The sequence below is a fragment of the Hamadaea tsunoensis DSM 44101 genome, assembly GCF_000428945.1.
In the GTDB taxonomy this organism is placed as follows: domain Bacteria; phylum Actinomycetota; class Actinomycetes; order Mycobacteriales; family Micromonosporaceae; genus Hamadaea; species Hamadaea tsunoensis.
Genome location: NZ_AUAX01000001.1, coordinates 53122 through 79353 on the forward strand (window position 1 = coordinate 53122; position 26232 = coordinate 79353).

Genomic DNA, 26232 nt, shown 5'->3' on the forward strand with positions numbered 1-26232 from the left:
TGCCGGCGTGGGCCGAGTCGCCGACCTCACCGTGGACCCGGATTCCCGCCGCGCGTACACCGTCCGACCAGGGCGAGGACGAGCAGACGCCACCGTTCGGCGCGCCTCCCGGCCCGTTCCCGCCGCGCCCCGGCCAGCCGCAGATGCCGGCCGGCCAGTACCCGCCGGGCCAGTTCCCCCAGCCGGGGTACGCCCCGCCGCCACCGGGCGCGCAGCAGTGGCAGCACCAGCAGCAACAGCAGTACCCGAACCGGCCCGGCCAGCCCGTCGGCCCGAACGGGAACCCGCAGTACCGCGGCGGACCGGGCCAGCCGCCCGGCCCGAACCAGGGTCAGCCGGGCTACCCGCAGCAGCCGTACGGCCCGCCGCCGGGCCAGTTCCCGCCCGGGCCCTTCCCGCCCGGCCACCCCGGTCACCAACCGGGCCAGCAGTACCCGGGCGGCCCCGGCGCGCCCGGTTACGGGCCGCAGCAGGGGCCCGGCCAGCCTGTTCCCGGGCAGCCGGTTCACGGACAACACGGTCCGGGGCAGCCTGTCCCCGGCCAGCAGGGTCCCGGTCAGCAGGGCCCTGGGCAGCCCTATCAGCAGGGTCACGGTCAGCCTGGCCACGGCGGTCACCCGGGCCAGCCCGGCGGCTATCCCTCCGGGCCTGGTGGACCGGGCGGACCCGGCGCCCCGGCCGGGCCGGTGCAGAAGGGTGTCGCCTCGGTCGCGGGCATGCCGACGACCGGTGCGCCCGCGCCCGGGTCCGGCGGTCCCGCCGCGCAGACCTACGGCACCGCACCGGTTTCCGGGGCCGCGCCCGTCTCGGGAGCGGCTGCCCCCGGCGCGGTGCAGGCCGCAGGCGGACCCGCCGCCACCGCGACGCCGCCGGCCGGCCCGGGTGTCGCGAGTGGACAGCCGAACCTCGCGGGCGCGCATCCCAGCCAGGTCGTGCCCGGCCTCACCTTCGGCAGCGCCACGCCCGCTCCCCCGGCCTGGCCGCAGCCCGCGCCCGGCACCGAGCCGGGTACGGCGGCCGCCGGCCCGGCCGCGACCGGCACCGGTGCGACCGGCGGTACCGCGGCACAGGCTGCCGAGGCCCAGCCCGCGGAGCCCGCCGCCACCGCCGGGCCGACGACTCCGGCGCAGAGTGACGCCGGCGCCGAAGCGGCCCAGGCCGCCAAGCGCCGCGCGCGCCACGCCGCCGAGACGGGCGAGATGCCCGCCGTACCACCAGAGGAAGCCTCCGCCGTGGGCGAGAGCGCGCCGGTCTCGGCCGCTCCCGTCTCCGCGGCTCCGATGTCGGGAGCGCCCATGTCCGCCGCGCCGGCCTCGCCAGCGCCCGTGTCGGCCGCGCCCGCCTCGGCGGCGCCCGCGTCCGGGGTCCCCGCGTCCGGCGTACCGGTGTCGCCGGCGGTCGCCACGCCGGACACCGTGCTGCCGGTCTCCGCGCCCGCCACCGGCGTCTCGACCGCGCTGTCCGCGCCGACCATGCTCCATTCGCTGGTACGCCCGCAGACGCTGGCCGACGTGACGGCGACGGAGAAGCCGGCCGACGAGGAGTCCACCCCGGCCGAGCCGCCCCAGGACGAGGCGGCCGAGAGCGCCGAGGAGAAGGCGGACGAGAAGACCCCCGACCCCGAGCAGGAGCTCGCGGCGATCGAGTGGCGCTTCCACCCCGACACGCTCCGGGAACTCGTCGACGACCCCGATCTGCTGCGCGACATCCGCGACCGGCTCACCAACAAGCTCACCCCGGCCAACGACAACCCGTCCCGCGCCCGGCTGCTCAGCCTGCGGGCGGTCGTGTCACGCGTACTCGGGGACCTGGCGAAGGCGCTGTCGGACGCGAAGATGGCCCTCATGCACGCAGAGGCCACCGGCGAACTGCGCCGGGTCGCGATCGCGCAGGCCCGCCTCGCGCACGTGCTGCAGTGGCGGGGCGACTTCGCCGAGGCCGACCAGCTGTTCGAGGAGGCCAACTCCACCGAGCTGCCGGACCGGCTGCGCGCCACGATGCACGAGCACGCCGGCAAGTCCTGCTACGACCAGGGCCGCTACATCGAGGCCTGCAACCACTTCGAGAAGGCGCTCGAACTGCGCAAGGTCGAGGACCCGGATCTGATGGCGCGCACGGAACTGGCGCTGGACGCCGTCTTCCGGAAGGTCGCCGAGAACGGGTGGGGGCCGTACCCGCGCAACCGGGACGAGATCCTGCGCGTACACAAGCCGCCGATGCCGAAGTTCGACGAGAAGGTGCAGCGCTGGGGCTATGTCGACCCGTCCGGGACGACCGGCATCAACGCGGCCTTCGCCGACGTGCAGCCGTTCCGCGACGGCGTCGCCTGGGTACGCCGCCCGGAGTCGGAGAGCTGGGAGCTGATCGACGAGGGCGGCCTGCGCAAGATCGACGCGAAGGCCGGCTGGCTCGGCGTCGGCTCGTTCTCCGAGGGCCTGGCCTGGGTCTCCCGGGACGGCATGGGCGGCTGGGTCGCGATCGACAAAACCGGCCGCGTGGTCATCCCGGCGGGCTTCGACGACGTGCGCCCGTTCCGCAAGGGCGTCGCCGCCGTACGCCGAGGCGGCTGGGGCGCGGTCGACAAGACCGGCCGCGTGGTGGTCCCCTGCCAGTTCGCCGCCTTCGCGACCGCGCTGACCGACGGCCGCTACGTCGACGGCTTCACCGACGAGGGCCTGGCGATCGTGGACAACGGCGGCCGCAAGGGCGTCGTCGACAAGAGCGGCAAGATGGTCGTGCCGCCGGTGCACCCGGCGCTCGTCATCCACCCGGTCGCGTTCCTGATCGCGAGCCCGTCGGGAACGTGGGGAGCGCTCGACCGGCAGGGGCGCCCGCTCATCGACCCGGACCTGGCCAGCCGGACCGCGGTCATCGAGGAGATCGACCGCCTGCTCGCGGATACCAAGCCGGTCCTGTAGCGGCTGTCGGCCGAAAGTCGGCCGGCGGTAGATTCTGCTGCATGGAATTCCGCCATCTCGGCCGCTCAGGCCTGCTCGTCAGTGAGATCTCCTACGGCAACTGGATCACCCACGGCTCCCAGGTCGAGGAGGAGGCCGCCCAGTCGTGCGTACGCGCCGCGCTGGACCTCGGCATCACCACCTTCGACACCGCCGACGTGTACGCCGGCACCCGGGCGGAGGAGGTGCTGGGCCGGGCGCTGCAGGGTGAGCGCCGCCAGGGGCTGGAGATCTTCACGAAGGTGTTCTGGCCGACCGGCCCGGGCCGCAACGACCGGGGCCTGTCCCGCAAGCACATCATGGAGTCGATCGACGGTTCGCTGCGCCGGCTGCAGACCGACTACGTCGACCTCTACCAGGCCCACCGGTACGACTTCGCGACGCCGCTCGAGGAGACGATGGTCGCGTTCGCCGACGTCGTACGCGCCGGCAAGGCGCACTACATCGGCGTCTCGGAGTGGACCGCCGGCCAGATCCGCGAGGCCGCCGCGCTGGCGAAGGAGCTGCGTATCCCGTTCGTGTCGAACCAGCCGCAGTACTCGATGCTGTGGCGGGTCATCGAGGCCGAGGTCGTGCCGGCCAGCGAGGAGCTCGGGCTCGGCCAGATCGTCTGGTCGCCGATGGCGCAGGGCGTGCTCACCGGCAAGTACCTGCCGGGCCAGCCCCCGCCCGCGGGCTCCCGCGCGACCGACGAGCACGGCGGCGGCAACTTCATCAGCCGGCTGCTGAACGAGGACGTGCTGACCCGCGTACAGGCGTTGAAGCCGATCGCGGAGCAGGCCGGGCTGAGCATGGCGCAGCTGGCGGTGGCGTGGGTGCTGCAGAACCCGAACGTGTCGAGCGCGATCGTCGGCGCCACGCGTCCGGAGCAACTGCAGGACAGCGTCAAGGCGGCCGGCGTCAAGCTCGGCGCGGACCTCATGAAGGCGATCGACGAGGCGCTGGGCGAGATCGTCGAGCGCGACGCGGCACAGACCCAGTCGCCCAAGCAGCGCCCGTAGATCCACCCTCAAGATCCCGTTTGGATCAGGGATCGCCCCGTAATCTTGGGCCAAGATTCGGGTGATCTCCCTGATCCAAGCGGGATCTTGAAGCGGGTTACGGGATCTTGACGTGCGTTACGGCGCCAAGAGGCTCATCTTGTACTCGACGCGCTCGTCTTCGAGGAGGACGGCCGTGGCGGCGCCCGCGGCGACCGCCTCCTTCCAGGTCTGGCCGAGCCACGACTCCGCGTCGCCCTGCCCGGTGAAGGACTCCGCCGGGTGCTCCACCGGCTTGCCGTCCGCGTCCTCGTATCGCCAGGTCCACGTCACTGCGGTGCCTCCCTCTGCCAGCAAGACCATCAAGCCATTAGGGTACGTGCCATGGTGCAGAACACCGACCGCACTCCTGGCGGCTCGCGCGAGCGCTCCCCGGCTTGGACGACCGTGCTGGTGCTCGGGGGGATCCGGTCCGGCAAGTCGGAGTACGCCGAGTCCCTCGTCGCCGACGCGCTGGCCGCAGGGCGTAGTTCCGTCCGCTACCTGGCGACCGCTCAGCGGGTCGAGGACGATCCCGGCTGGGCGGAGCGCATCGAGGCCCACCAGCGCCGGCGCCCGCAGTCGTGGGCGACGCAGGAGATCGAGGACGCCACCGATCTGCTGCACGCACTGGGCACCGGCGGGTCGGACGAGGTGCTGCTGGTCGACGACCTCGGCGGCTGGGCCGGCCGGCTGCTGCCGCTGGCCGAGGCCGAGCGCCGCCAGCGCCTGGAGGGCCTGGCCTGGGCCGTCGGCGCCTGCCGGTCCGCCCTGATCATGGTCAGTTCCGAGGTCGGGCTGAGTCTCGTACCGGCGACCGAGATCGGCGCCCAGTACGCCGACCTGCTCGGCGACGTCAACCAGATCGCCGCCCGCGAGGCCGGCCGGGTGGCGCTGATCGTGGCCGGTACGCGTACCTGGCTGAAGGAGGGGCCGGCCCCGGTCGAGGAGGCGCGGCCCGAGGCTCCGGCGCGACCGGACTCCCATCCGGCGGAGGCGACCGAGATGGCCGTCCCGGACGTGATCACGCCGGTGGTGGCCGAGGCGCCGACCGCGCTGTCCGCCCCGACGATGGCCCTCCCGATGATCTCGACCGGCCTGGTCATCCAGGCGAACATGGAACTTCCGCTGCCCGACGACGAGGCCGAGCGGGACGCCCGGGCGAAGCTCGCCACGCTGGACGTGCCCGGGGCCGGCTTCGGCAGGCTCGAACGGATCGTCCGGTTCGCGGCGGCCACCCAGCGCAAGGTGGTCCCCGATCCCTGGCGCTCGGTACGCATGCTCCTGCTCTACGCCGACCACGACGGCGACATCGCGGCGGGCGTCGATCCGGCCGATTCGGCGTACCGGGCCGGGCAGGCGCGGCGGGGCGAGGGCGCGATCGGGCTGCTCGCCGCCCGGGCGGGAGCCACCATCCAGGTCGTGGACGCCGCGACCGCCGGTTCGATCGAGTGGGTCGACGCGGCCACCCCGGAGGCCGTGGAGGCCGGGCTGCGGCACGGCTGGCGGCTCGCCGAGGAGGCGATCGACTCCGGTGTGGACCTGATCGTGCTGGGCTCCTGTGGCGCGGGTGCCGACACCGCCGCCGCCACGGTCGTCTCGCTGCTGACCTCCGCCGAGGTCGCGGGGCTGATCGGCCGCCGGGTCAGCGCGGACGGGCGGGTCGACGACCCCTCGTGGATGAAGCGCTGCGCCGCCGCCCGGGACGCTCTGCACCGCGTACGCGGCGGGTCGATGGCGCCGAAGGACGTGCTGGCCTCGCTCGGCGGCGTCGACCTCGCCATCGCGGTCGGCGTGCAGCTGGGCGCGACCGCCCGGCGTACTCCCGTGCTCATGGACGGGCCGGTGGGCGTCGCGGCCGGGCTGGTGGCGCGTGACCTGGCGGGGCAGGCGCGGCACTGGGCGCTGCTGCCGGACCACGGCGGCGACCCGGCGACGAAGCTCGCGGCCGACGTGCTCGGCCTGGAGCAGTTCATCGACCTGCGGATCGGGGTGGGCGAGGGCGCGACGGCGCTGGCCCTGCTGCCGCTGTTGCAATCCACGCTGACGCTGGCGTCGACGCTGATGGCGGCCGGCCCGCCGGCCGAGGGCAAGCCCGCCGAGGACGAGGAGCCGGCCGGCTGGCAGCCGGTCGACGACACCGCGACGGACGAGCCGGCCGACCCCGACGCGGTCGACCTGAGCAGCGAGGAGACGCATGACGCAGCCCAGCCCGCGACCGAGCGGCTGGACTGACGCCGCCCGCCTGGCGGTCACGACGCTCACCGTCGTGCCGCTGCGGGCGGGCCTGATCGACCGGCGGGCCGCGGGGCGGGCGATGCTGCTCGCCCCGGTCGTCGGCGTCCTGCTCGGCGCCGTCGTGGGCGGGCTGGCCTGGGGGCTGCGGCAGGTGCTGCCGGCCGTCCTCGCCGGTGCGCTCGCCGTCGGCGCGAACGCCCTGCTCACCCGCGGCCTGCACCTCGACGGGCTGGCCGACACCGTCGACGCGCTGGGCGCGTACCGGGGGCGGGAACGGGCACTGGAGATCATGAAGTCGCCCGAGGTCGGCCCGTTCGGCGTGGCCGCCCTCGTCCTCGTGCTGCTCGTGCAGGCCGTGGCCGTCGGCTCCGCACCGTTTCCCGCCGTCGTCGCCGCCTGGGCCGCCGGGCGGGTCGCGATCACTCTGGCGTGCGCGCGCGGCGTACCGGCGGCCCGGCCGGGCGGGCTCGGCGCGTTCGTCGCGGGCTCGGTCCCCCGCCCGGCCGCCGCAGCCGCCGCGCTCGCCGTCGCGGCCCTGGCGATCCCGGCCGTCGCGGCCCGCTGGTGGCAGGGTCCGGCCGCCGTCCTCCTCGCCCTCTGCGTCGTCCTCCTGCTGCTGCGCCACCTGGTACGCCGGCTCGGCGGCATCACCGGTGACGTGCTCGGTTTCGTCGCGGAGACGGCACTCACCGGTGCGCTGATCGGCTTGACCGTCGCCTAGAACACCTGTTCTAATGGCATATGCGATGGCACGCGCAGCAAGCCGCCGGAACCACGCAGGAGTCCCCACCCCTGACTCCTGCGCCACCCCTCCCGTTCGATCTGGGCAGCGCATTCGTGCAGACGTTCGACACGCCGGGATTCGCCGGCATGACGTTCTACGAGATCAACGCGAAGTCCGTCCTCAACCGGGTCGCCTCGACGTCGGAGGTGCCCTTCGAATGGACGGTCAACCCCTACCGCGGCTGCGGGCACGCCTGCGTCTACTGCCTCGCCGGCGACACGCCGGTGCTGATGGCCGACGGCTCGACCCGGCCCATCGCCCAGCTGCGGGTCGGCGACCGGATCTACGGCACCGTCCGGTTCGGCAGCCACCGGCGCTATGCCGTGACCGAGGTCCTCGACCACTGGACGACGACGAAGCCGGCGTACCGGGTGGGTCTGGCGGACGGGACGGAGTTCACCGCCAGCCGCGATCACCGCTTCCTGACCACGAAGGGCTGGCGGCGGGCGGCCGTCGGCGGGCAGCTGACCGGGTTCGGCAAGAAGCCGCCGATGGGGATGCTCGAAGGCGTCTCGGTCGAGTCGTGCGAGGGCCTGGAGATCGTCGACGTCCAGCCCCTGGGCTCCCGGCAGACGCTCTACGACATCACGACGGGGACCGGTGACTTCATCGCGGCCGGGGTGGTCAGCCACAACTGCTTCGCCCGCAACACGCACACCTACCTCGACCTCGACGCCGGGCACGACTTCGACTCGCGGGTCGTCGTGAAGGTCAACGCCGGCCAGGTGCTGCGCCGCGAGCTGGGCAACCCGCGCTGGACGGGCGCGCCGATCGCCATGGGCACCAATGTGGACTGCTACCAGCGGGCCGAGGGCCGCTACCGGCTCATGCCGGAGATCCTGGCCGCGCTGCGGGACTTCGCCAACCCGTTCTCGATCCTGACCAAGGGCACGCTGATCCTCCGGGACCTGGATCTGTTGCGGCAGGCCGCTTCCGTCACCACCGTGCGCCTCGCGGTCTCGGTCGGATCGACCGACGAGCGGCTGTGGCGGTCGGCCGAGCCCGGGACGCCGAGCCCGCAGCGCCGCCTCGACGTCGTGCGCCGGCTGTCGGACGCGGGATTCGCGGTGAGCGTCCTCATGGCACCGATCCTGCCGGGGCTCAGCGACTCCGAGGAGGCCGTCGACGCCACCGTGCGCGCGATCGTCGCGGCCGGGGCCGTCCAGGTCACGCCGTTGCCGCTGCATCTGCGTACCGGGGCCAAGGAGTGGTACGCGCAGTGGATCGGCCGCGAACATCCCGAGCTGCTTCCCTTGTACCGCAACCTGTTCGGTCAACGGTCGCAGATGGCGAAGGACTACCAGCGGATCATCACCAACCGGGTCCGGGCGGCGATCCACCGGCACGGGCTGGTTGCGCCGGAGCGGCCGTTCCGCGCGATCGAGGCCGAAGCCGCGGCCCAGGCGGCCGAAGCGGCTCGGCCGGAGCAGCTCACACTGCTGTGAGCCGCCGGCCGTCCACTCCGGACACATCGTGCCCGGCGGCCGCCGGGCACGGCGGGCTCAGCGTACCGACGGCGTGACGAACGGCGGCTTGGTCACGACGAAGGTCGACCGGCGGCCGCGTACGTCGATCTCGACCTGGTCCTGCTCGGTCAGCTCGGCGGCCGTGTCGATGAGCGCCAGCGCGATGCCCACCTTCCGGGTCGGCGAGAACGTCCCGCTCGTCACCTCGCCGACGATGTCCTCACCGACGTAGACGCTCATGTGCGGGCGCGGGATGCCCCGGTCGGTCGCGACGAGTCCCCAGAGGACGCGGACGGGGCCGTTGGCCTTCTCCTCCGACAGCACTTCCTTGCCCCAGAACGCCGGCTTCTTCCAGCCGACCGCCCAGCCGGCGCGCGCCTCGACCGGGCTGATCTCCGGCGACAGATCCTGCCCGTGCAGCGGGTAGCCCATCTCCGTACGCAGCGTGTCCCGGGCGGCGAGACCGCAGGCGCGCGCCTCGACGGGCGTGCCGAACAGGGCGTCCCACACCTCGACGGCCCGGTCGGCCGGGCAGACCAGTTCGTAGCCGTGCTCGCCGGTGTATCCGGTGCGGCACACGGTCAGCTCGACTCCGTTGAGCGTGCCCGGTTCGAAGCTCATGTACTCGTGGTCGGTCGGCAGTCCCAGCGCGGCGAGCAGTTCCGCCGAGCGCGGTCCCTGCACGGCCAGGACGGCGTGGTCCGCGTGCTCGTTGGTGATCGTCAGCCCCTCGGGCGCGGCGGCCGCGAGCCGGCGGACGACCTCGGTGGTGTTGGCCGCGTTCGGGATCAGGAACACGTGCTCGTCCGAGTGCAGGTACGCGATGATGTCGTCGATCACGCCGCCGGTCGAGTCGTCGCAGCACAGCGTGTACTGCGCCTTGCCCGGCTTGATCCGGTCGAGGTCGTTGGTCAGGCACGCGTTGACGTACGCGGCCGCCCCGGCACCGGTGATGCGGGCTTTGCCCAGATGCGACACGTCGAAGACGCCGACGGCCTCGCGTACGGCCGTGTGCTCCTTGAGGACGCCGCCGCCGGCGTACTCGATGGGCATCTCCCAACCGCCGAAGGGCGCGAACTTGGCACCGAGGGCGGCATGGCGCTCATGCAGCGGCGAGCGCAGGAGCGGGGCGTGAGCGGCGCTGGTCACGTCAGACATGGGGACGAACTTACCTGGTGGCCGGAGTGTGGATAGAGTCGCAGGGTCAGGATCATTCCGTTCCAAGATCAAGTTGCGATGCGGAGAAGTAGTGGCCACCTCTATTGCGCTCACCCTGTTCGACACGGACCCGGCGGAACTCGCCGTCGACGCCGTCGTGATCGGCGTCCACAGCCCCGGTGACGGCGGCGCCGACGGCGAGCCGGGCGAGTTGCTGCTGGCCTCGGGCGCCGAGAGCATCGCGGCCGCCTTCGACGGCAAGCTGGGCCCCACCCTGGCCCTGCTCGGCGCGACCGGAGCCGCGGGCGAGGTCACCAAGCTCGCCGCGCTCGGCGCGATCACCGCCCCGCTGGTCGTCGCGGTCGGCCTCGGCCCGGAGCCCACCGGCGCCGCCCCCGCCGCCGAGACTCTGCGCCGGGCCGCGGGCAACGCCGCGCGGGCGCTGTCCGGCACCGCGGCCGTCGCCTTCGCCCTGCCGCTGTCCGACGACGACTCCGTGCCGAGCACGCCGTCCCTGCGGGCCGTCGCCGAGGGCGCCCAGCTCGGCGCGTACCGGTTCGCAGGCTACAAGTCCAAGCCGCAGCCGAGCCGCCGCGAGCCCGTCGGCGCGATCTCCATCCTCGTCGCGGACGCCAAGGACGCCGCGGCCGCCGCCGAACTCGACCGCGCCGCGATCGTCGCCGCCGCCGTCTACCGCACCCGCACCTGGGTGAACACGCCCGCCAACGAGCTGCGCCCGCCGGTGCTCGCCGACCAGATCGCCGTGGCGGCCACCGACGCCGGCCTCGAGGTCGAGGTCCTCGACGAGAAGGCCCTGCGCGAAGGCGGCTACGGCGGCATCCTCGCCGTCGGCGAGGGCTCCGAGGCCAAGCCCCGCCTGGTACGCCTCGCGTACCGGCCGGCCGGCGTCGACGACCCGGTCAAGATCGCGCTGATCGGCAAGGGCATCACCTTCGACACCGGCGGCGTCTCGATCAAGCCGTCCCAGGGCATGTGGGAGATGAAGACCGACATGGCCGGCGCGGCCGCCGTCGCCAGCACGATGATCGCCGTCGCCGCCCTGAAGCCGGGCGTCGCCGTGGACGCGTACATCCCGATCGCCGAGAACATGGTGTCCGGGTCGGCGTACCGGCCGGGCGACGTGGTCACGATGCGCGGCGGCAAGCGGGTCGAGGTGCTCAACACCGACGCCGAGGGCCGCATGATCCTGGCCGACGCGATCACCCGCGCCTGCGAGGAGAGCCCGAAGTACCTGCTGGAGACCTCGACGCTGACCGGCGGCCAGGTGATCGCGCTGGGCAAGAAGATCTCCGGCCTGATGGGCACCGAGTCGCTGCTGGCCCGGCTCAAGACGGCCGGCGACTCGGTCGGCGAGCAGGCGTGGCCGATGCCGCTGCCGGACGACATCCGCAAGACGATGGAGTCCGACGTCGCCGACATCCTGCAGGTCAGCGCCGGCATGGAGCGCTCCGGTCACATGCTGCAGGGCGGCATCTTCCTGCGCGAGTTCGTGGCCGACGGCGTCGACTGGGCCCACATCGACATCGCCGGACCCTCGTTCAGCTCGGGCGAGGCCAGCGGCTACCTGACCAAGGGCGGCACCGGCGTCCCCGTGCGTACGCTGCTCGCGCTGATCGACGACGTGGCCGAGAACGGCTGACGGCCCGTACGCGAAAGGCCCCGGGGTTCCGCCCCGGGGCCTGCTTTCTTTCTCCTGCTATGCCGACGCCCGCTTCTGGCGGGCGTTGTAATCGCGCATCCGTTGCGGGTACCCCGTCAGATGGATGTCGTAGACGGGGAGGTTGAGGCTGCGCCCCCATTTCCAGGCCGCCTGCGGCGAGGAGACCCGGCGGCGCGTCCATTCACCGTCGTGCGCGATGAGGATGATCGTGGTCTGCGTCACGGTCGTACGCGGTTCGATGTACGCCTCGACGCCGTACTTGCTGCGGGCGAACCACTCCAGGTGGGCCAGATCGCCCGAGTAAGGCTGCGTTGCGCGGTTCGTCGCGACGGGCGTGCCGTCTATCACCCGCCGTAGCCATCCCACGGAAATGCCTCCACGCGATAAGGGGTTGTCCCTTCCAGGGTACGGGGCGCCGCGCGGGCGCAGGGGGCTCGGACGTGTCGTAGGGCACCTCCATGAGCGCTACACACCGCACAGTGACAAGATGGCCGCGTGGGGTGGTTCTCACGAGGATGCCCCGTTCAGCGTTGATCGCATTTTGGTGGGAGATGACGTGAGCAACACGTTCGACGTATTGATCCTCGGCGGTGGCAGCGGCGGTTACGCGACCGCGCTGCGGGCGGCGCAGCTCGGCTTGAGCGTCGCTCTGATCGAGAAGGACAAGCTGGGCGGCACGTGCCTGCACCGCGGCTGCATCCCGACCAAGGCTCTGCTGCACGCGGGCGAGGTCGCCGACCAGACCCGCGAGGCCGAGGCCTTCGGCGTCAAGGCGGAGCTCATCGGCGTCGACATGAGCGGCGTGAACGCGTACAAGGACGGCGTGGTCGCGGGCCTGTACAAGGGTCTGCAGGGCCTCATCAAGTCGGCCAAGGTGACCTACGTGGAGGGCACGGGCAAGCTCGTCGGCCCGACCACGGTCGAGGTCGCCGGGGTCCAGTACACCGGCCGCAACCTGGTCCTCGCCACCGGTTCCTACTCCAAGACGCTGCCCGGCCTGGAGGTCGACGGCGAGTACGTGATCGCGAGCGAGCACGCCCTGGTCCTCGACCGGGTCCCGGCCAGCGCGGTCGTGCTCGGCGGCGGCGTCATCGGCGTCGAGTTCGCCAGCGCCTGGAAGTCCTTCGGCACCGACGTGACCATCGTCGAGGCGCTCCCCCGGCTCGTGGCGGCCGAGGACGAGGAGATCTCCAAGACCCTCGAGCGCTCATTCCGCAAGCGTGGCATCAACTTCAAGACCGGCAAGCCGTTCGAGAAGGTCGAGAAGACCGACGCGGGCGTACGCGTGACCATCCAGGGTGGCGAGACGATCGAGGCCGAGCTGCTGCTGGTCGCCGTCGGCCGGGGTCCCGTGACGGCCGGCATCGGCTACGAGGAGCAGGGCCTGAAGATGGAGCGCGGCTTCGTCCTCACCGACGAGCGCCTGCGTACCAACCTGCCGAACGTCTTCGCCGTCGGTGACATCGTGCCCGGCCTGCAACTCGCCCACCGGGGCTTCGCCCAGGGCATCTTCGTGGCCGAGGAGATCGCCGGCTTGAACCCCGTGCCCGTGGTGGAGTCCGGCATCCCGCGCGCGACCTACTGCGACCCCGAGATCGCGTCGGTCGGCATCACCGAGGCGCAGGCCAAGGAGAAGCACGGCGCCGAGAACGTCGAGACGTACAACTACAACCTCGGCGGCAACGGCAAGAGCAAGATCCTGCGTACGCAGGGCTTCGTCAAGCTGGTACGCGTCAAGGACGGCCCGGTCGTCGGCGTACACATGATCGGCGCCCGGATGAGCGAGCAGGTCGGCGAGGCCGCGCTGATCGTGAACTGGGAGGCCTTCCCGGCCGAGGTCGCGCAGCTGATCCACGCCCACCCGAGCCAGAACGAGGCGCTCGGCGAGGCGCACCTGGCTCTTGCCGGGAAGCCGCTGCACGCTCACGCGTGAGCTGTCTACGATCGTGGCAGACGGGCGCCGCCTGCCACGATCGGTCATGATCTACTGAGACTTGATCAACCTGAGAATCGCATACATCGAGGAGTCTGGACTCATGCCGGTATCGGTCACGCTGCCCGCCTTGGGGGAGAGCGTCACGGAGGGCACGGTCACGCGCTGGCTGAAGAGCGTCGGGGACCGAGTGGAGGTCGACGAGCCGCTGCTGGAGGTCTCGACCGACAAGGTGGACACCGAGATCCCGTCGCCCAGCGCCGGTGTGGTGCAGCAGATTCTGGTCAACGAGGACGAGACTGCCGAGGTCGGCGCGGTGCTGGCGATCATCGCCGGCGAGGGTGAGGACGCGGGTACCGTCGCGCCCGCCGCGACGCCGGCCGAGGAGACCGAGGCCCCCGCGCCTCAGGCCCCCGCGCCCCAGGCCGCCGCACCGCAGCAGGCCGCCCCGGCACCGGCCGAGCAGGCCGCCCCGGCCGCTTCCGGCGGTTCGGGCGAGGGCACCCCGGTGACCCTGCCCGCCCTGGGCGAGAGCGTCACCGAGGGCACCGTCACCCGCTGGCTGAAGGCCGTCGGCGACTCCGTCGAGGTCGACGAGCCGCTGCTGGAGGTCTCGACCGACAAGGTCGACACCGAGATCCCGTCGCCGGTCGCCGGCACCCTGCTGGAGATCAAGGTCGGCGAGGACGAGACCGCGCCGGTGGGCGCCGTGCTCGCCGTCGTCGGCGCCGCCGGTGGTGCGGCTCCGGCCGCCGCCCCGGCTCCCGCGCCGCAGGCCCCGGCCGCCCCGGCTCCGGCCGCTCCGGCTCCGCAGGCCCCGGCCGCCGCTCCGGCGCCGGCCCAGCCCGCTGCTCCGGCCCCGCAGGCCGGTCCGGCCCCGCAGGCCGCTGCTCCGGCGCCCGCTCCGGCACCGAGCGCTCCCGCCCGCGCCGAGGTCTCGGTCAACGGCGACGGCGGCTACGTGACCCCGCTCGTCCGCAAGCTCGCCGCGCAGAACGGCGTCGACCTGGGCAGCCTGTCCGGCACCGGGGTCGGCGGCCGCATCCGCAAGCAGGACGTGCTCGACGCCGCGGCCAAGGCCAAGGCGCCCGCTCCGGCCGCCGCGGCCGCACCGAGTGCCCCGGCCGCCGCGCCGAAGGCCGCGGCCGCGCCGAGCCCGCTGCGGGGGCGTACCGAGAAGCTGACCCGGATGCGTCAGGTCATCGCCCGGCGCATGGTCGAGTCGCTGCAGGTCTCGGCCCAGCTCACCACCGTCGTCGAGGTGGACGTCACCAAGATCGCCAAGCTGCGCGAGCAGGCCAAGAAGGCCTTCCTCGAGCGCCACGGCGTGAAGCTGTCCTTCCTGCCGTTCTTCGCGCTCGCCGCGGTGGAGGCCCTGCGCCAGCACCCGTCGGTGAACGCCAAGATCGACCTCGACGAGGGCACGGTCACCTACTACGACGTCGAGCACCTGGGCATGGCCGTGGACACCGACAAGGGCCTCATGGTCCCGGTCATCCACAACGCCGGCGACCTCAACCTCGCCGGGCTGGCCAAGCGGATCGGCGACATCGCGGAGCGTACGCGTACCAACAAGCTCACGCCGGACGAGGCGTCGGGCGGCACCTTCACGCTGACCAACACGGGCAGCCGGGGCGCTCTGTTCGACACGCCGATCATCAACCAGCCGCAGGTCGCCATCCTCGGCACGGGCGCGGTCGTCAAGCGCGCGGTCGTGGTGGACGACCCGGACCTTGGCGAGCTGATCCTGCCGCGGTTCATGGTCTACCTCGCCCTCTCCTACGACCACCGGCTGGTGGACGGCGCCGACGCGGCCCGCTACCTGACCACGGTCAAGGAGCGCCTGGAGGGCGGCAACTTCGAGGCCGAGGTCGGCCTCTAAACACGAACGATCCCGGGCCCCGGTGGCAGGATGATCCCATGAGGATCGTCGCCGCCGGGGCCTCGGGCTTTCTCGGCCAGCCCCTGATCGCCCGGCTGCGTGCCGCCGGTCACGAGGTCATCCAGCTCGTACGCCGCCCGGCCACCGCGTCCGGCCAGCTTTCCTGGGATCCGGCGAGGCCGCTGCGCCTGCCCGAGGACACCGACGCCGTCGTCAACATCGGCGGGGCCGGCGTCGGTGATCACCGGTGGAGCGAGGCGTACAAGCGGGAACTGTGGACCAGCCGCGTCCAGCCGACGGAGACGATCGCCCGGGCCGTCGCCGAGCAGGGCGTACCCGTGCTGCTCAACGGGTCCGCCATCGGCTACTACGGTGACCGCGGCGAGGAGGCCCTGCCCGAGGACGCCGCCCCCGGCGACGAGTTCCTCAGCCGGCTCGCGATCGCCTGGGAGGAGGCCGCCGAACCAGCGCGGACGGCGGCCCGGGTGGCGATTCTGCGTACGGGACTGCCGTTCGACCGCTCCGGCGGGATGCTGAAGCCGCTCATGCTCCCGTTCAGCCTCGGGCTCGGCGGCCGGTTCGGCGACGGCAGGGCCTGGATGCCGTGGATCTCCCTGTCCGACTGGCTGCGCGCGGTCGAGTTCCTGCTGACCGGCGAAGTGGACGGTCCGGTGAACCTCGTCGGGCCGACCCCGGCCACCAATGCCGACTTCGCCCGGGAACTGGCCGCCGTGCTGCACCGGCCGGCCCTGCTGCCCATCCCCCGCTCCCCCGTACGCCTGGCGATGGGCGAGTTCGCCGACGAGGCGTACAAGAGCTTCAAGGTGATTCCGGCGGTGCTGGAGCAGGCCGGTTTCGTCTGGGAGCATCCGACGATCGGCGCGGCCCTCCGGGCGGCCGTCAAACGGTGACCTTGGCGGGCTCCTCGGCCCGGGAGCGGCGGCGCAGCCGGTGGCGGCGGGCCCAGAGCCAGGCGCCGACGCTGAGGAGCGAGGCGACGACGGCCGACCAGGTGCCCCAGCTCGTGGCGATCTGGTTGACGGTGTAGCCGAACGTACGCGTGACCGTGAGCGACAGCGGCAGGTCGTTGGCGATGACGTGCCCGTTGGAGAGCGGGATCTCCATGTGCGCGGTCAGGGACAGATCGTCGGTCGGATGCTTGGCCTTGACCAGCCACGTCCACAGCATCTGGAGGTCCACCCCGGTCGACGCGTCGACTCCGGCCGACGGCGTGATCTCCGCGTCCTCCGGGTCTGCGAGCAGCGTGACGCGGACGGTCGGTCCCACCTGGACGGCGCCGGCCGACGTCTGCTTCGCGTTCTTGACGAGCTGGTTCATCTTCTGCGTGATCTCGGCGCCGGTCCCGATCTGCAGGCCGATCCGGGTCACCTTCTCGACCACCAGGCTCTGCGGGTGACTCCACGTCGCCTGCGCGGTGACGAGCTTGTGCGCGTCGGTGTCCACCTGGGCGAACTCGTTGGTTCCCGGTACGGGGTTCGGATTGGTGCTGCCGTCGGGTTCCGCGCCGCAGGCCGCCAGCAGGCCTACGAGCAGGGCCGCCGCGACCGTCGCGAGTGGACGCGTACGCACGGGGAGCCTCCGGGGGTCAAGGAGTGGGCGCAAGCATCTTGTCACGAAGTCATGACGAGGTCTGTTCACCTTCTGCCGTTAAGCCTATTCTTCTGCTCGGCAAACAACGTTAATCCTTAACGAAGGAGGGCACCGATGCCCATCCCCCGTCGTACGCTGCTCGCCTCCGGAATCGCCGCCGGCGTCGGCGCGCTGCTGCCGGCCACGGCCCGAGCCGACGACCCCTTCGAGTTCGTCATCGACTGCGACTCCTGGGGCGCCCGGCCGCCGGCCGGCACGCTGTTCATGAACGCCCACCGGACCCGCAAGATCGTCGTGCACCACATGGCGTTCCCCAACGTCACCGACTACTCCCGCGAGCACGCCCTGCAGCTGGCCCGCGACTGCCAGGACCTGCACATGGACCACAACGGCTGGTCCGACACCGGCCAGCACTTCACCGTCAGCCGGGGCGGCTACGTCCTCGAAGGCCGCCACCGCAGCCTCGAAGGGCTGCGTTCGGGGGCCGCGCAGGTCACCAGCGCGCACTGCGTCGGCGAGAACACGCAGAGCATCGGCATCGAGAACGAGGGCACCTACGTCACCGAGACGCCGCCGGCCGCCCTGCTCGACTCGCTGGTCAAGCTCTCCGTCACGATCTGCTCCCAGTACGGCATCCACGCCCACAACATGTTCGGGCACTGGGACTACAACAACACCGACTGCCCCGGCATCGCGTTCTACCGGCTCTTCCCCGAGATCCGCCGCCGCGTCGCCACGACCCTCGGCACCCCACTCGCCGACGTCCCCGCGCGCGTCTGGCCCGACGTCTTCTCCAGCAACGCGGGCGCCGTCGTCGCCACCGCCAAGAAACTGCTCATCAACCAGGGGTACGCGCTGACGCCCGACGTCTACTACGACGGCCCGATGATCGCGGCGATCCAGGACTGGCAGCGTACGCACGGGTTCGAGGTGGCGTCCGACGGCACCATGACCGACCCGACCTGGGAGACGCTGGGCGTGTTCCTGGCCAACAACGACTCCGGCGCGGCCGTCGAGGGGTTGCAGCAGATCCTGCTCCACAAGGGCTACGAGGTCACGGTCAACGGCGAGTACGACCACGACACGCACAAGGCCGTCCAGGCGATGCAGAAGCTGCACGGGCTGATCCCGAACGGCAAGGTCGACACCGACACCTGGTGCGCGGTCGTCGGCGGCATCGTCCAAGCCGAATTCACCGGAGTCCTTTCCTAGCAACCCCTGAGCGCTAGCAACCCCTGAGCGACGCGGTGTGCCCGCACGGACGACGGCGGCACCCCGGAACACGAGCTGTCCTCCGACTCGGAGCACACCGCGTCGCGTACACGTGGATGTGCTTCTAACAGGCGGTGACCTTCAGCCAGAAGTTCGGCCCGGTCTGCCGGAGGGACGTGGTGACGAAGACGTTCCAGAGGCCGAGAGCGTCGTTCGAACCGTTCGCGTAGGTGTAGCCGCCGGACTGGTACGCGCGGCCCGCGACGGTGTGCGCGTAGTTGGTGGCGGTGTAGCAAGGTCCCGCACTGGGGCTCGCGCTCGGACTCTTCGACGGGCTGGGACTGATGGACGGGCTGGGACTGACGGACGGGCTCGGGCTGGTGGACGGGCTCGGGCTGGTGGACGGGCCGGAAGAGTTGGAGAGTCCGAACCAGACCGCGTCGTAATAGGCTTCGCAGATCGTGTCGAGGAAGTACGACGCCGCCGTCCCGCACTGGTCCGCGCCGGTACCCGGGTCGACGGGCGTGCCGTGCGCCATCCCGCTGACCTGGTAGAGGCGCACTTCGTCGGCGCCGTACGCGGTCAGGGTGGTGGAGCCGGTGAGGGACTGGGTGGCCGTCGCGGTCTGCGAGACACCGCGGACGTTCGTCCACTGGTCCCGGGAGTTGGTCGCGTTCTTCGGCTGCACGGTCGTGTCCGAGGTGCCGTGCCAGATCGCCACCCGCGGGTAGCGCCCCGTGTAGCCGGCGTACCCCGCCCGGGCCAGGTCGCCCCACTGCTGCGCGGTCTTCGTCGGCGGGCTGTACTGGCAGGTGGTCGCCTCGGACTGGCTGTTGGCGCAGCCGTACGGGATCCCGGCGACGACCGAGCCGCCCGCGAACACGTCCGGGTAGGTCGCGAGCATGACCGAGGTCATGATCCCGCCCGCCGACAGTCCGCTCACGAACACCCGGGACGCGTCGGTCCCGTAGTTCGCCACCGCGTACGCGACCATGGACCGGATCGACGCGGCCTCACCCTGGCCGCGGCTGTTGTCGCCGGGCTGGAACCAGTTGAAGCACTTGAGCGAGTTGTTGGCGCTGTTCTGCTCGGGCAGGACGAGGGCGAACCGCCACTGGTCGGCGTACTTGCGCCAGCCGGAGTTCGTGAAGTACGTCGAGGCGTCCTGGGAGCAGCCGTGCAGCAGGACCACGAGCGGGGCGTTCGCGGTCAGGCCGTCCGGCCGGTAGCTGTACATGGCGAGACTGCCGGGATTCGAGCCGAAGCTCGTCACCTGGGTCAGGCTCGCGGCGCGGGCGGGCTCGGCGGCGACGAGCGCGCCCACCGCGGCGGCCAGGACGGCGGCCAGCGCGGCGGCGATGCGAGGGAGCAGGCGTCGGGACATGGCGGAACGCTACGAGAAACCGAAGCATGCCGATATGTCGCGCCCCCACACATTCCCGACCCGGGTCCGGGGTTCCGCCGCTCCAGGATCCGGCCGGGGTCCAAGATCCCGTTTGGATCAGGGTTTCGCACGTAATCTTGGCCCAAGATTCGGGTGATTTCCCTGATCCAAACGGGATCTTGGAGCCGCCAGCGGACGTCAGGCGAGGAGTTTGACCAGGGCGATCAGGCCGACGACGACGATGATCGCGCGCAGCGCCGCCGGCGGCAGCCGCCGGCCCCACTTCCCGCCGGCCCACCCGCCGACCACCGACCCCGCCGCGAGCAGCGCCGCCGGCAGCCACGCCACGTGCCCGCTGAACACGAACAGGATCGCCGCCACCCCGTTCACCAGCCCGGCCAGGATGTTCTTCACCCCGTTGACCCACTGCAGGTCCGAGGAGAGCAGCACACCCAGCAGACCCAGCAGGAGTACGCCCTGCGCGGCCCCGAAGTACCCGCCGTAGACACCGGTGGCGTACACGCCGGCGAACAGGAGGATGCCGACGGGACGGGGACCGGCGCCGGGACGTTCGCGCAGCCGGTGGGACAGCCACGGCTGCAGGACGACCAGGATCAGGGCCAGCACGATGAGTACCGGCACGATGAACTTGAACGCCTCCGGCGGCAGGACCAGCAGCAGCAACGCACCGGTGATCGCCCCGAGCACGCTGGCCACCCCGAGCGGCAGCAGCGTACGCGCATGGCCGCGCAGGTCGTGGCGGTAGGCGTACGCGCCGGCGAAGGAGCCCGGGACGAGGCCGAGGGTGTTGGAGACGTTCGCCACGACCGGCGGATAGCCGAGGGCGAGCAGCGTGGGGAAGGTGAGGAGGGTCCCGGACCCGACGACCGCGTTGATACCGCCCGCCGCGCACCCGGCGGCGAGGACGGCCGCGGCCTGGAGGGCGTTCATGCGGCCAGCCTAGTGATCACGACGAGCGCGGGGCCGGTGAGGGGTCCGCTGCTATTGTCGTGCGGTGGCGCTCACGCAGGTACGCACTTCTTCCGCCGCTGCGCAGACGCCACCCCGGCGGTTCTGGCGCGCGGATCTCGCGGTCGTCGGCATCGCCCTCCTGATCGCGGTCTACGCCACCTTCGGCCTGTGGGCCGCCCCGCTCGGCCGGGCGATCGACGTGAACTCCGGCGACCAGGCGTTCTTCGAGTGGCTGCTGTCCTTCGGCGCGCACGCCCTCACCCACGGCGAGAACCCGCTCTACACGACGTGGCTCAACGCCCCCGACGCGGTCAATCTCGCCGTCAACACCTCGATCACCGTGTACGCGGTCGTGTTCGCCCCGATCACGCTGTGGCTCGGCCCGGCGGTGTCGTTCGTGGTGATCCTCACGCTCAACCTGGCCGCGACGGCGTTCTGCTGGTACCGGCTCTTCCACCGGCACCTCGGCGTCGGCGTCCTGCCGGCCGCGATCGGGGGCCTGTTCTGCGGATTCGCCCCCGCGATGGTGTCCCACGCGAACGCGCACCTGAACTGGACCGCCCAGTGGCTCGTCCCGCTCATGATCGCCCGCGTGATCGTCATGGTCCACCGGCGGCGGGCCGTGTGGGACGGGATCGTGCTCGGCGTACTCATCGCGTGCTGCTTCTCGATCGCGGCCGAGCAGCTCTTCTTCGCGGCGATCGCCGGCGTCGTGTTCGTCCTGTTCTACCGGCCGGCCCGGACCCTCGTCCCGCCGGCCCTGCGCGGTCTCGCGGTCGCGGCGGGGGTCGCGGCCGTGCTGCTCGCGTACCCCCTGTGGCTGCACTTCTTCGGACCGCAGAGCTTCGGCGGCACCGGTTTCGATCATCGGGTGCACAACGAGGACCTGCTCGCGTACGCCGCGTACCCCGAGCGGTCGGTGGCCGGCGCGATCGGCCTGCACACCAAGCTCGCGCCCAACCCGACCGAGGAGAACTCGTTCTTCGGGCTGCCGCTGCTGGCGCTGGCCGTGGTCGCGTACTTCGCGCTGCGGCGGCTCGTCGACCGCGCCCTGCTGCGCGCCCTGGCCGGCACCGGACTGATCTTCGCGGTCCTCTCCCTCGGCCCCCAGCTGCGCTTCGGCGGCTCGCTGACCTCGGTCCCCGGACCCGAGTGGCTGGTCGACAAGCTGCCCATCTTCGACGCCGCCCTGCCGTCCCGGCTCGCCCTGGTCGTCGCCCCGGTCATCGGTACGCTGCTCGCCCTGCTGGCCGCCGACGTGACCCGGCTGCGCGGCCCCAGATGGGCCTGGATCACCGCGTTCGCCCTGGCCCTCGTCCCCCTGTTCCCCACCCCCCTCCTGGTACGCGACCGTCCCGCCGTACCGGAGTTCATCAGCTCGGGCGACTGGCAGCACTACGTACGCCCCGGCGGCGTACTCGTGCCCGTCCCGATCCCGAACGACCTGGTCCCCGACGGCCAGCGCTGGCAGGCCGAGGCGCTCGCGTCCGGCGGCCCGTCCTTCAAGCTCCCGGCCGGCTTCTTCCTCGGCCCCGGCGGCCCCAACGGCACCGGTCGCATCGGCCCGGTCCCCCGCCCGACGCAGACCCTGCTCGAAGACGTGACGAAGACGGGCTACGTCCCGCCCATCACCGACGCCGAACGCGCCTACGTACGCGACGACCTGAAGTACTGGGGCGCGCAGGCGGTGGTCCTCGCCGACGGCGTACAGGGCGCCCACTGGGAGACGCATCCCGCCGCCCTGCTCGAGGTCATGAAGCAACTGCTCGGGGAACCCCAGCGCGTCGACGACGTCTGGGTCTGGCCCGCCCCCTGACCCCGCCCCGCCCCGCCCCGCCCCGCCCCGCCCCGCCCCGCCCCGACGATCTTGCGCGAATGTTCGGGCTATTCGGGCATTCTTCGCGTAATTTGGGACATTCGCGCAAGATCGTCGGGGTTGGAGGCCGGGCCGGCCCCGCCTCAAGATCGGCGTGATCGAATACCGCCATTACGGCACCGCGATGCCGATTCCCTTGATCGAATACCGCCATTACGGCAGGAAAGCGCTCTCTTGCCGGATTAACGGTATTTGATCACCATGATGGGGTCAGAACTGCCGTCATAGCGGTAAATGATCAGCGACCGCAGGGTTGCTTGGCTTTGATCGCGGCACGAAAGCTTGATCAAGTTCCCGAATGCTGTCAAAACGGCCCGCTTTTGCAGCTCCCCGGCCCTTGATCAAGCAACGGAGATCCACTTCTACAGATTCCGGACACTCGATCACCGCCATCCCCTCCATGGCTGAACCGGTTCCCGGCCGAACGACGAGACAGCGTCCGATCACGACCCTTGGGGCGATCGAACCCAGCGACCACCTCGGACAATCGACGCGTACACCCGGAAGGCAGGTGCGACGGCGCGCGAGCAGCAGGCCACCACCCATGATCGAATGCGGCCACGATGCCCATCCAGGCCGCTTCCGCCAAGCCATCGATCATGCATTGGGCAGTGGAGGCGCGCCCCCGACGCCGGAACGGTCTCCGATGGAAGGAGCGGAGGCGAGAAGCCACGAACCCGGGAAGTAACGCTCTTAAGAGGGCTCTCGCAGCAGGTGGAGGTGCTTTTCGACGACGGGGAGCATCTCCTCTACCGTGACGTCCCGCCCCAGTTCCTGGCTGAGCGACGTGACGCTGGCGTCCTTGATCCCGCACGCGACGATCCGGTCGTACGCGCCCATGTCCGGGTCGCAGTTGAGCGAGAAGCCGTGCTGCGTGACCGAGCGGGCCACCCGGATCCCGATGGCGGCGATCTTGCGGTCGATCCCGCGGTCGTCCTCTCGGACCCAGACGCCGGAGCGGCCCTTGACCCGCTCGGTGGCGACGCCCACTTCGGCGCACACGGCGATGAGCATGGCCTCGACCCGCCGCACGTACGCGACGACGTCCATCGCGTGCCCGCCCGGGACCGCGGTGAGCCGCATGATCGGGTAGCCGACGATCTGGCCCGGTCCGTGCCAGGTGATCTGGCCGCCGCGGTCGACGTCGATCACTGGAGTGCCGTCCATCGGCCGCTCCCACGGCTGCGTACGCTTGCCCGCCGTGTAGACGCTGGGGTGCTCCAGCAGCAGGACGGTCTCCGGTTCGACGCCGTCCACGACGAGTTGGTGCAGCCGGCGCTGTTCGTCCCACGCGGTCGGATAGTCGACGGTTCCGGCGCGTACCACCCGGAGGTCGGTGGTGGTGTCTGCGGTGGTCACACCATCAGCGTAGGTCGAGCCGGACCCGGCCGGCCGAAGCTGTGGCCGCCGCCACCCCGCGACAAACGCGGACCGATTCGCTAGGCTGGCCCCGACCCTTGTGAATGCTTTCACAAATACTGTCATGATCTGACACATGTCACCCTCTGACATCTCAGTCCTGACATGAAACGAAGCCCCGCCACCGAAGTCCCCCGACACCTCCGAGGCGACCGATGACCGTCCCTACGCTGTCGAAGCAGGTCCCCGCCCCCGGCCAACCGGTACGCCCGAAGCGCCGGCGCTGGCTGATCCCCGCGATCGGTCTGATCCTCTGGCTGGTGGTGGGCGGACCGCTCGCCTCGCTGGCCGGCAAGACGAGCGAGGTGCAGAAGAACGACAACTCGTCGTACCTGCCGGAGACGGCGGAGTCCACAGTGGTCATGCACCTCGACAAGCGGTTCGTCAACCAGGAGTCCTCCCCCGGCGTCGTCCTGTACGCGCGCGCCGGCGGCCTCACCGAGGACGACAAGACGCTGATCGCGCGGCAGCTGCGGGCGACGTCGGATCATTTCGGCGGCGATCTCGCGGGGCCGCCGATCGGGCCCGTCTACTCCCAGGACGGGGTGGCCGCCGAGGTCATCGTGCGGTTCGCGGGCACGGACTCGCAGAAGAACGCGCCGGGCGTGGAATGGCTGCGCGACAACCTCGGCGCGCCCGGCCTCGAAGCGCACGTCACCGGGCCGGCCGGCATCTACGCCGACTTCATGCAACTGTTCAAGCTGATCGACGGCGTCCTGCTCTACGTGACCGGCGGGCTGATCCTGCTCATCCTGGCGGTCGTCTACCGCAGCCCGTTCCTGCCGATCGCCGTGCTGTTCTCGGCCGGGTTCGCGCTCGGCCTGTCGAACGGGATCGTCTACCTGCTCGCCAAGGCCGACGTCATCACGGTCTCCGGGCAGAGCCAGGGCATCCTGGACGTCCTCGTCCTCGGCGCGGCCACCGACTACGCCCTGCTCATGGTGAGCCGGTTCCGCGAGGAATTGCGCCGTCACGAAAGCCGGCACGACGCCATGAAGATCGCGCTGCGCGCCTCCTTCGAACCCATCCTCGCCAGCGGCGGCACCGTCATCCTCGGCCTGCTCTGCCTGCTCGTCTCCGACCTCGCCCCGAACCGCGGCCTCGGACCGATCACGGCCATCGGCATCACCTGCGCGCTCGCCGCGTCGCTCACCCTGCTCCCGGCGATCCTCGTCCTCTTCGGCCGCGCGATCTTCTGGCCCTTCCGGCCCGCGTTCGGCTCGCGCCCCGCCGAGGAGCACGGCCTCTGGGCCCGCGTGGCGCGGCTGGTCGGCCGGCGTCCGCGTACGGTCTGGCTGGTCACGCTGGTCCTGCTCGGACTGTGCACGCTCGGCCTCACCCGCCTGCAGGCCGACGGCTTCCCGCAGACCGACGGCTTCACCGGCCACACCGACTCCAAGCTCGGGCAGACCATCCTCGTCGAGCACTTCCCCGGCGGCCTCGGCACACCCACCGAGATCGTCGTGCCCGCCGAGCGCCTGCAGGACGCGACGGCCCAGGTCCGCGCCGTCCCCGGCATCGCCAACGTGCAGGCGTACGCGGAGCCGGGCGCCCAGTCCCCGAAGGTGGTCGACGGGCTCGTCCGGATCGACGCGACGCTCACCGACGACGCCGAATCGCACGCCGCCCAGCAGACCGTCCGGCGCATCCGCGACGCGGTGCACGGCATCGACGGCGCCAAGGTCGGCGGCTTCACGGCGCTCAACCTCGACGTCCAGTCGACCTCGCAGCGCGACCGCGACGTCATCCTGCCGCTGGTGCTGGCGGTCGTCTTCCTCGTGCTCATGGCGCTGCTGCGGTCACTGATCGCCCCGCTGCTGCTCATCGGCACGGTCGTGCTCTCGTTCCTGGCCACCCTGGGCGTGTCCGGCGTCCTCTTCCGCGACGTCTTCCACTTCCCCGGCGCGGACTCGTCCTTCCCGCTCTACGCCTTCGTCTTCCTGGTCGCCCTCGGGGTCGACTACAACATCTTCCTGATGACCCGCGTACGCGAGGAAGTGGGCAAACGCGGCCACCGCGCCGGTACGCTCGCCGGCCTCTCGGTCACCGGCGGCGTGATCACCTCAGCCGGGGTGGTGCTCGCGGCGACGTTCGCGGCGCTGTCGGTGCTGCCGATGGTCTTCCTGCTGGAGATGGCGTTCACGGTGGCGTTCGGGGTCCTCCTGGACACGCTGATCGTGCGGTCGCTGCTGGTGCCGGCGCTCTCGGTCGACGTCGGCCGCATCCTCTGGTGGCCCAAACGCCACATAGCCCCATAACTATAGAATCAAGATCTTTAAGAGCATCTTGTCCGGGTTCGTCGATCTCACCTCCGTTCCTCCCGCGGGAGACCGTTCCGCCCCTATCGCTGTGCTCCGGGGACTCCACTGCCACCTGAGTGGGGCGACGCATCCTTCACCGCGGTCGGCTCGATGCTGGCCGAGGTGCGCGGCTGGCGGCTGGCCGAACTCCGCAAACGACGGGGCCTGACTCAGGAACAAGTCGCGACCCGGATGGGGGTCACCGTCGCCCGCGTGTCGCAGATCGAGAACGGCGACGTCTCCACTCAGGACGTTCTGAACCGCTTCGTCTCGGCGCTGGGCGGCACGCTCAAGCTGATCGCCGACTTCGGCGACGAACAGCTGAAGATCGCTTGACCGT

General features: G+C 71.5%; 21 protein-coding genes. 13 read left to right on the forward strand and 8 right to left on the reverse strand.

Translation table 11 applies throughout. The features are described 5' to 3' along the window. Positions 1 to 26: 26 nt before the first annotated feature. Positions 27 to 608, reverse strand: coding sequence for a hypothetical protein (locus G401_RS58205; RefSeq protein WP_157545128.1), 582 nt, complete (start codon positions 606 to 608; stop codon positions 27 to 29). Between the two features lie 108 nt (positions 609 to 716). Here G401_RS58205 and G401_RS0100260 point away from each other — a divergent pair, with 108 nt between their 5' ends. Both G401_RS0100260 and G401_RS0100265 read left to right on the forward strand, forming a co-directional pair. Continuing rightward, a complete protein-coding gene (locus G401_RS0100260; RefSeq protein WP_084556653.1) occupies positions 717 to 2918 on the forward strand; it encodes a WG repeat-containing protein in 2202 nt (733 codons plus the stop codon). 41 nt (positions 2919 to 2959) lie between these two features. Next, positions 2960 to 3958: an aldo/keto reductase family protein gene (locus G401_RS0100265; RefSeq protein ID WP_027340908.1), complete on the forward strand. Its 999-nt coding sequence runs from the start codon at positions 2960 to 2962 to the stop codon at positions 3956 to 3958. 117 nt (positions 3959 to 4075) lie between these two features. On the opposite strand, the gene G401_RS0100270 is transcribed toward G401_RS0100265, so the two are convergent. Then, positions 4076 to 4270 carry a hypothetical protein gene (locus G401_RS0100270; RefSeq protein ID WP_027340909.1) on the reverse strand — a complete coding sequence of 65 codons (195 nt, stop codon included), beginning with the start codon at positions 4268 to 4270 and terminating at the stop codon, positions 4076 to 4078. A 51-nt stretch (positions 4271 to 4321) separates the two neighbouring features. Between G401_RS0100270 and G401_RS42530 the strand changes: the two genes are divergently transcribed. From G401_RS42530 to G401_RS0100285, 3 genes are read left to right on the forward strand one after another with little or no spacing between them, the layout of a single operon-like run. Continuing rightward, positions 4322 to 6211, forward strand: coding sequence for a bifunctional adenosylcobinamide kinase/adenosylcobinamide-phosphate guanylyltransferase (locus tag G401_RS42530; protein ID WP_051365955.1), 1890 nt, complete (start codon positions 4322 to 4324; stop codon positions 6209 to 6211). Beyond that, positions 6174 to 6935, forward strand: a complete 762-nt coding sequence (locus G401_RS0100280; protein WP_034590350.1) for an adenosylcobinamide-GDP ribazoletransferase — start codon at positions 6174 to 6176, stop codon at positions 6933 to 6935. The genes G401_RS42530 and G401_RS0100280 overlap by 38 nt, the downstream gene beginning before the upstream one ends. 20 nt (positions 6936 to 6955) lie before the next feature. Next, on the forward strand, positions 6956 to 8443 hold the full coding sequence (locus tag G401_RS0100285) for an Rv2578c family radical SAM protein (protein ID WP_027340911.1): 1488 nt from the start codon (positions 6956 to 6958) through the stop codon (positions 8441 to 8443). Positions 8444 to 8500: 57 nt separating this feature from the next. Here the strand turns inward: G401_RS0100285 and gcvT are convergent, their stop codons facing one another. Continuing rightward, complete coding sequence (gene gcvT, locus G401_RS0100290) at positions 8501 to 9622, reverse strand: glycine cleavage system aminomethyltransferase GcvT (protein ID WP_027340912.1); 1122 nt, start codon at positions 9620 to 9622, stop codon at positions 8501 to 8503. Between the two features lie 91 nt (positions 9623 to 9713). Here gcvT and G401_RS0100295 point away from each other — a divergent pair, with 91 nt between their 5' ends. Beyond that, entirely contained in the window at positions 9714 to 11282 is a 1569-nt protein-coding gene (locus tag G401_RS0100295) for a leucyl aminopeptidase (protein WP_027340913.1), read from the forward strand. A gap of 57 nt (positions 11283 to 11339) precedes the next feature. On the opposite strand, the gene G401_RS0100300 is transcribed toward G401_RS0100295, so the two are convergent. Beyond that, positions 11340 to 11669, reverse strand: a complete 330-nt coding sequence (locus G401_RS0100300) for a hypothetical protein (RefSeq protein WP_027340914.1) — start codon at positions 11667 to 11669, stop codon at positions 11340 to 11342. Between the two features lie 190 nt (positions 11670 to 11859). Here G401_RS0100300 and lpdA point away from each other — a divergent pair, with 190 nt between their 5' ends. The 3 genes from lpdA (at position 11860) to G401_RS0100315 (ending at position 16029) form a co-directional block, all read left to right on the forward strand. Next, positions 11860 to 13236, forward strand: a complete 1377-nt coding sequence (gene lpdA, locus G401_RS0100305; protein WP_245601559.1) for a dihydrolipoyl dehydrogenase — start codon at positions 11860 to 11862, stop codon at positions 13234 to 13236. A 103-nt stretch (positions 13237 to 13339) separates the two neighbouring features. Beyond that, positions 13340 to 15118, forward strand: coding sequence for a 2-oxoglutarate dehydrogenase, E2 component, dihydrolipoamide succinyltransferase (gene sucB / locus G401_RS0100310; protein ID WP_027340916.1), 1779 nt, complete (start codon positions 13340 to 13342; stop codon positions 15116 to 15118). Positions 15119 to 15156: 38 nt separating this feature from the next. Next, positions 15157 to 16029 carry a TIGR01777 family oxidoreductase gene (locus tag G401_RS0100315; protein WP_027340917.1) on the forward strand — a complete coding sequence of 291 codons (873 nt, stop codon included), beginning with the start codon at positions 15157 to 15159 and terminating at the stop codon, positions 16027 to 16029. Here the strand turns inward: G401_RS0100315 and G401_RS0100320 are convergent. Continuing rightward, complete coding sequence (locus tag G401_RS0100320; RefSeq protein WP_027340918.1) at positions 16019 to 16708, reverse strand: hypothetical protein; 690 nt, start codon at positions 16706 to 16708, stop codon at positions 16019 to 16021. The two genes, G401_RS0100315 and G401_RS0100320, sit on opposite strands and share 11 nt — an antisense overlap. A 135-nt stretch (positions 16709 to 16843) precedes the next feature. On the opposite strand from G401_RS0100320, the gene G401_RS0100325 reads away from it, so the two are divergent. Beyond that, the gene (locus G401_RS0100325) at positions 16844 to 17941 is read left to right on the forward strand and encodes a peptidoglycan recognition protein family protein (RefSeq protein WP_027340919.1); all 1098 of its coding nucleotides are present in this window, start codon (positions 16844 to 16846) and stop codon (positions 17939 to 17941) included. A 124-nt stretch (positions 17942 to 18065) separates the two neighbouring features. Here G401_RS0100325 and G401_RS0100330 read toward each other — a convergent pair whose 3' ends face one another. Both G401_RS0100330 and G401_RS0100335 read right to left on the reverse strand, forming a co-directional pair. Continuing rightward, positions 18066 to 19325 carry an extracellular catalytic domain type 1 short-chain-length polyhydroxyalkanoate depolymerase gene (locus G401_RS0100330; RefSeq protein ID WP_034590357.1) on the reverse strand — a complete coding sequence of 420 codons (1260 nt, stop codon included), beginning with the start codon at positions 19323 to 19325 and terminating at the stop codon, positions 18066 to 18068. Between the two features lie 198 nt (positions 19326 to 19523). Beyond that, complete coding sequence (locus G401_RS0100335) at positions 19524 to 20276, reverse strand: sulfite exporter TauE/SafE family protein (protein ID WP_027340921.1); 753 nt, start codon at positions 20274 to 20276, stop codon at positions 19524 to 19526. Positions 20277 to 20340: 64 nt separating this feature from the next. On the opposite strand from G401_RS0100335, the gene G401_RS0100340 reads away from it, so the two are divergent. Beyond that, a complete protein-coding gene (locus G401_RS0100340; RefSeq protein WP_027340922.1) occupies positions 20341 to 22113 on the forward strand; it encodes a hypothetical protein in 1773 nt (590 codons plus the stop codon). Between the two features lie 753 nt (positions 22114 to 22866). Here G401_RS0100340 and lipB read toward each other — a convergent pair. Beyond that, entirely contained in the window at positions 22867 to 23532 is a 666-nt protein-coding gene (gene lipB / locus G401_RS0100345) for a lipoyl(octanoyl) transferase LipB (protein ID WP_027340923.1), read from the reverse strand. 215 nt (positions 23533 to 23747) lie between these two features. Here lipB and G401_RS0100350 point away from each other — a divergent pair, with 215 nt between their 5' ends. Together G401_RS0100350 and G401_RS42535 are read left to right on the forward strand one after the other, a co-directional pair. Continuing rightward, positions 23748 to 25850 carry an MMPL family transporter gene (locus tag G401_RS0100350; RefSeq protein WP_051365959.1) on the forward strand — a complete coding sequence of 701 codons (2103 nt, stop codon included), beginning with the start codon at positions 23748 to 23750 and terminating at the stop codon, positions 25848 to 25850. Between the two features lie 153 nt (positions 25851 to 26003). Beyond that, positions 26004 to 26228 carry a helix-turn-helix domain-containing protein gene (locus tag G401_RS42535; RefSeq protein WP_084556656.1) on the forward strand — a complete coding sequence of 75 codons (225 nt, stop codon included), beginning with the start codon at positions 26004 to 26006 and terminating at the stop codon, positions 26226 to 26228. The last annotated feature ends 4 nt before the right edge of the window (positions 26229 to 26232 follow it).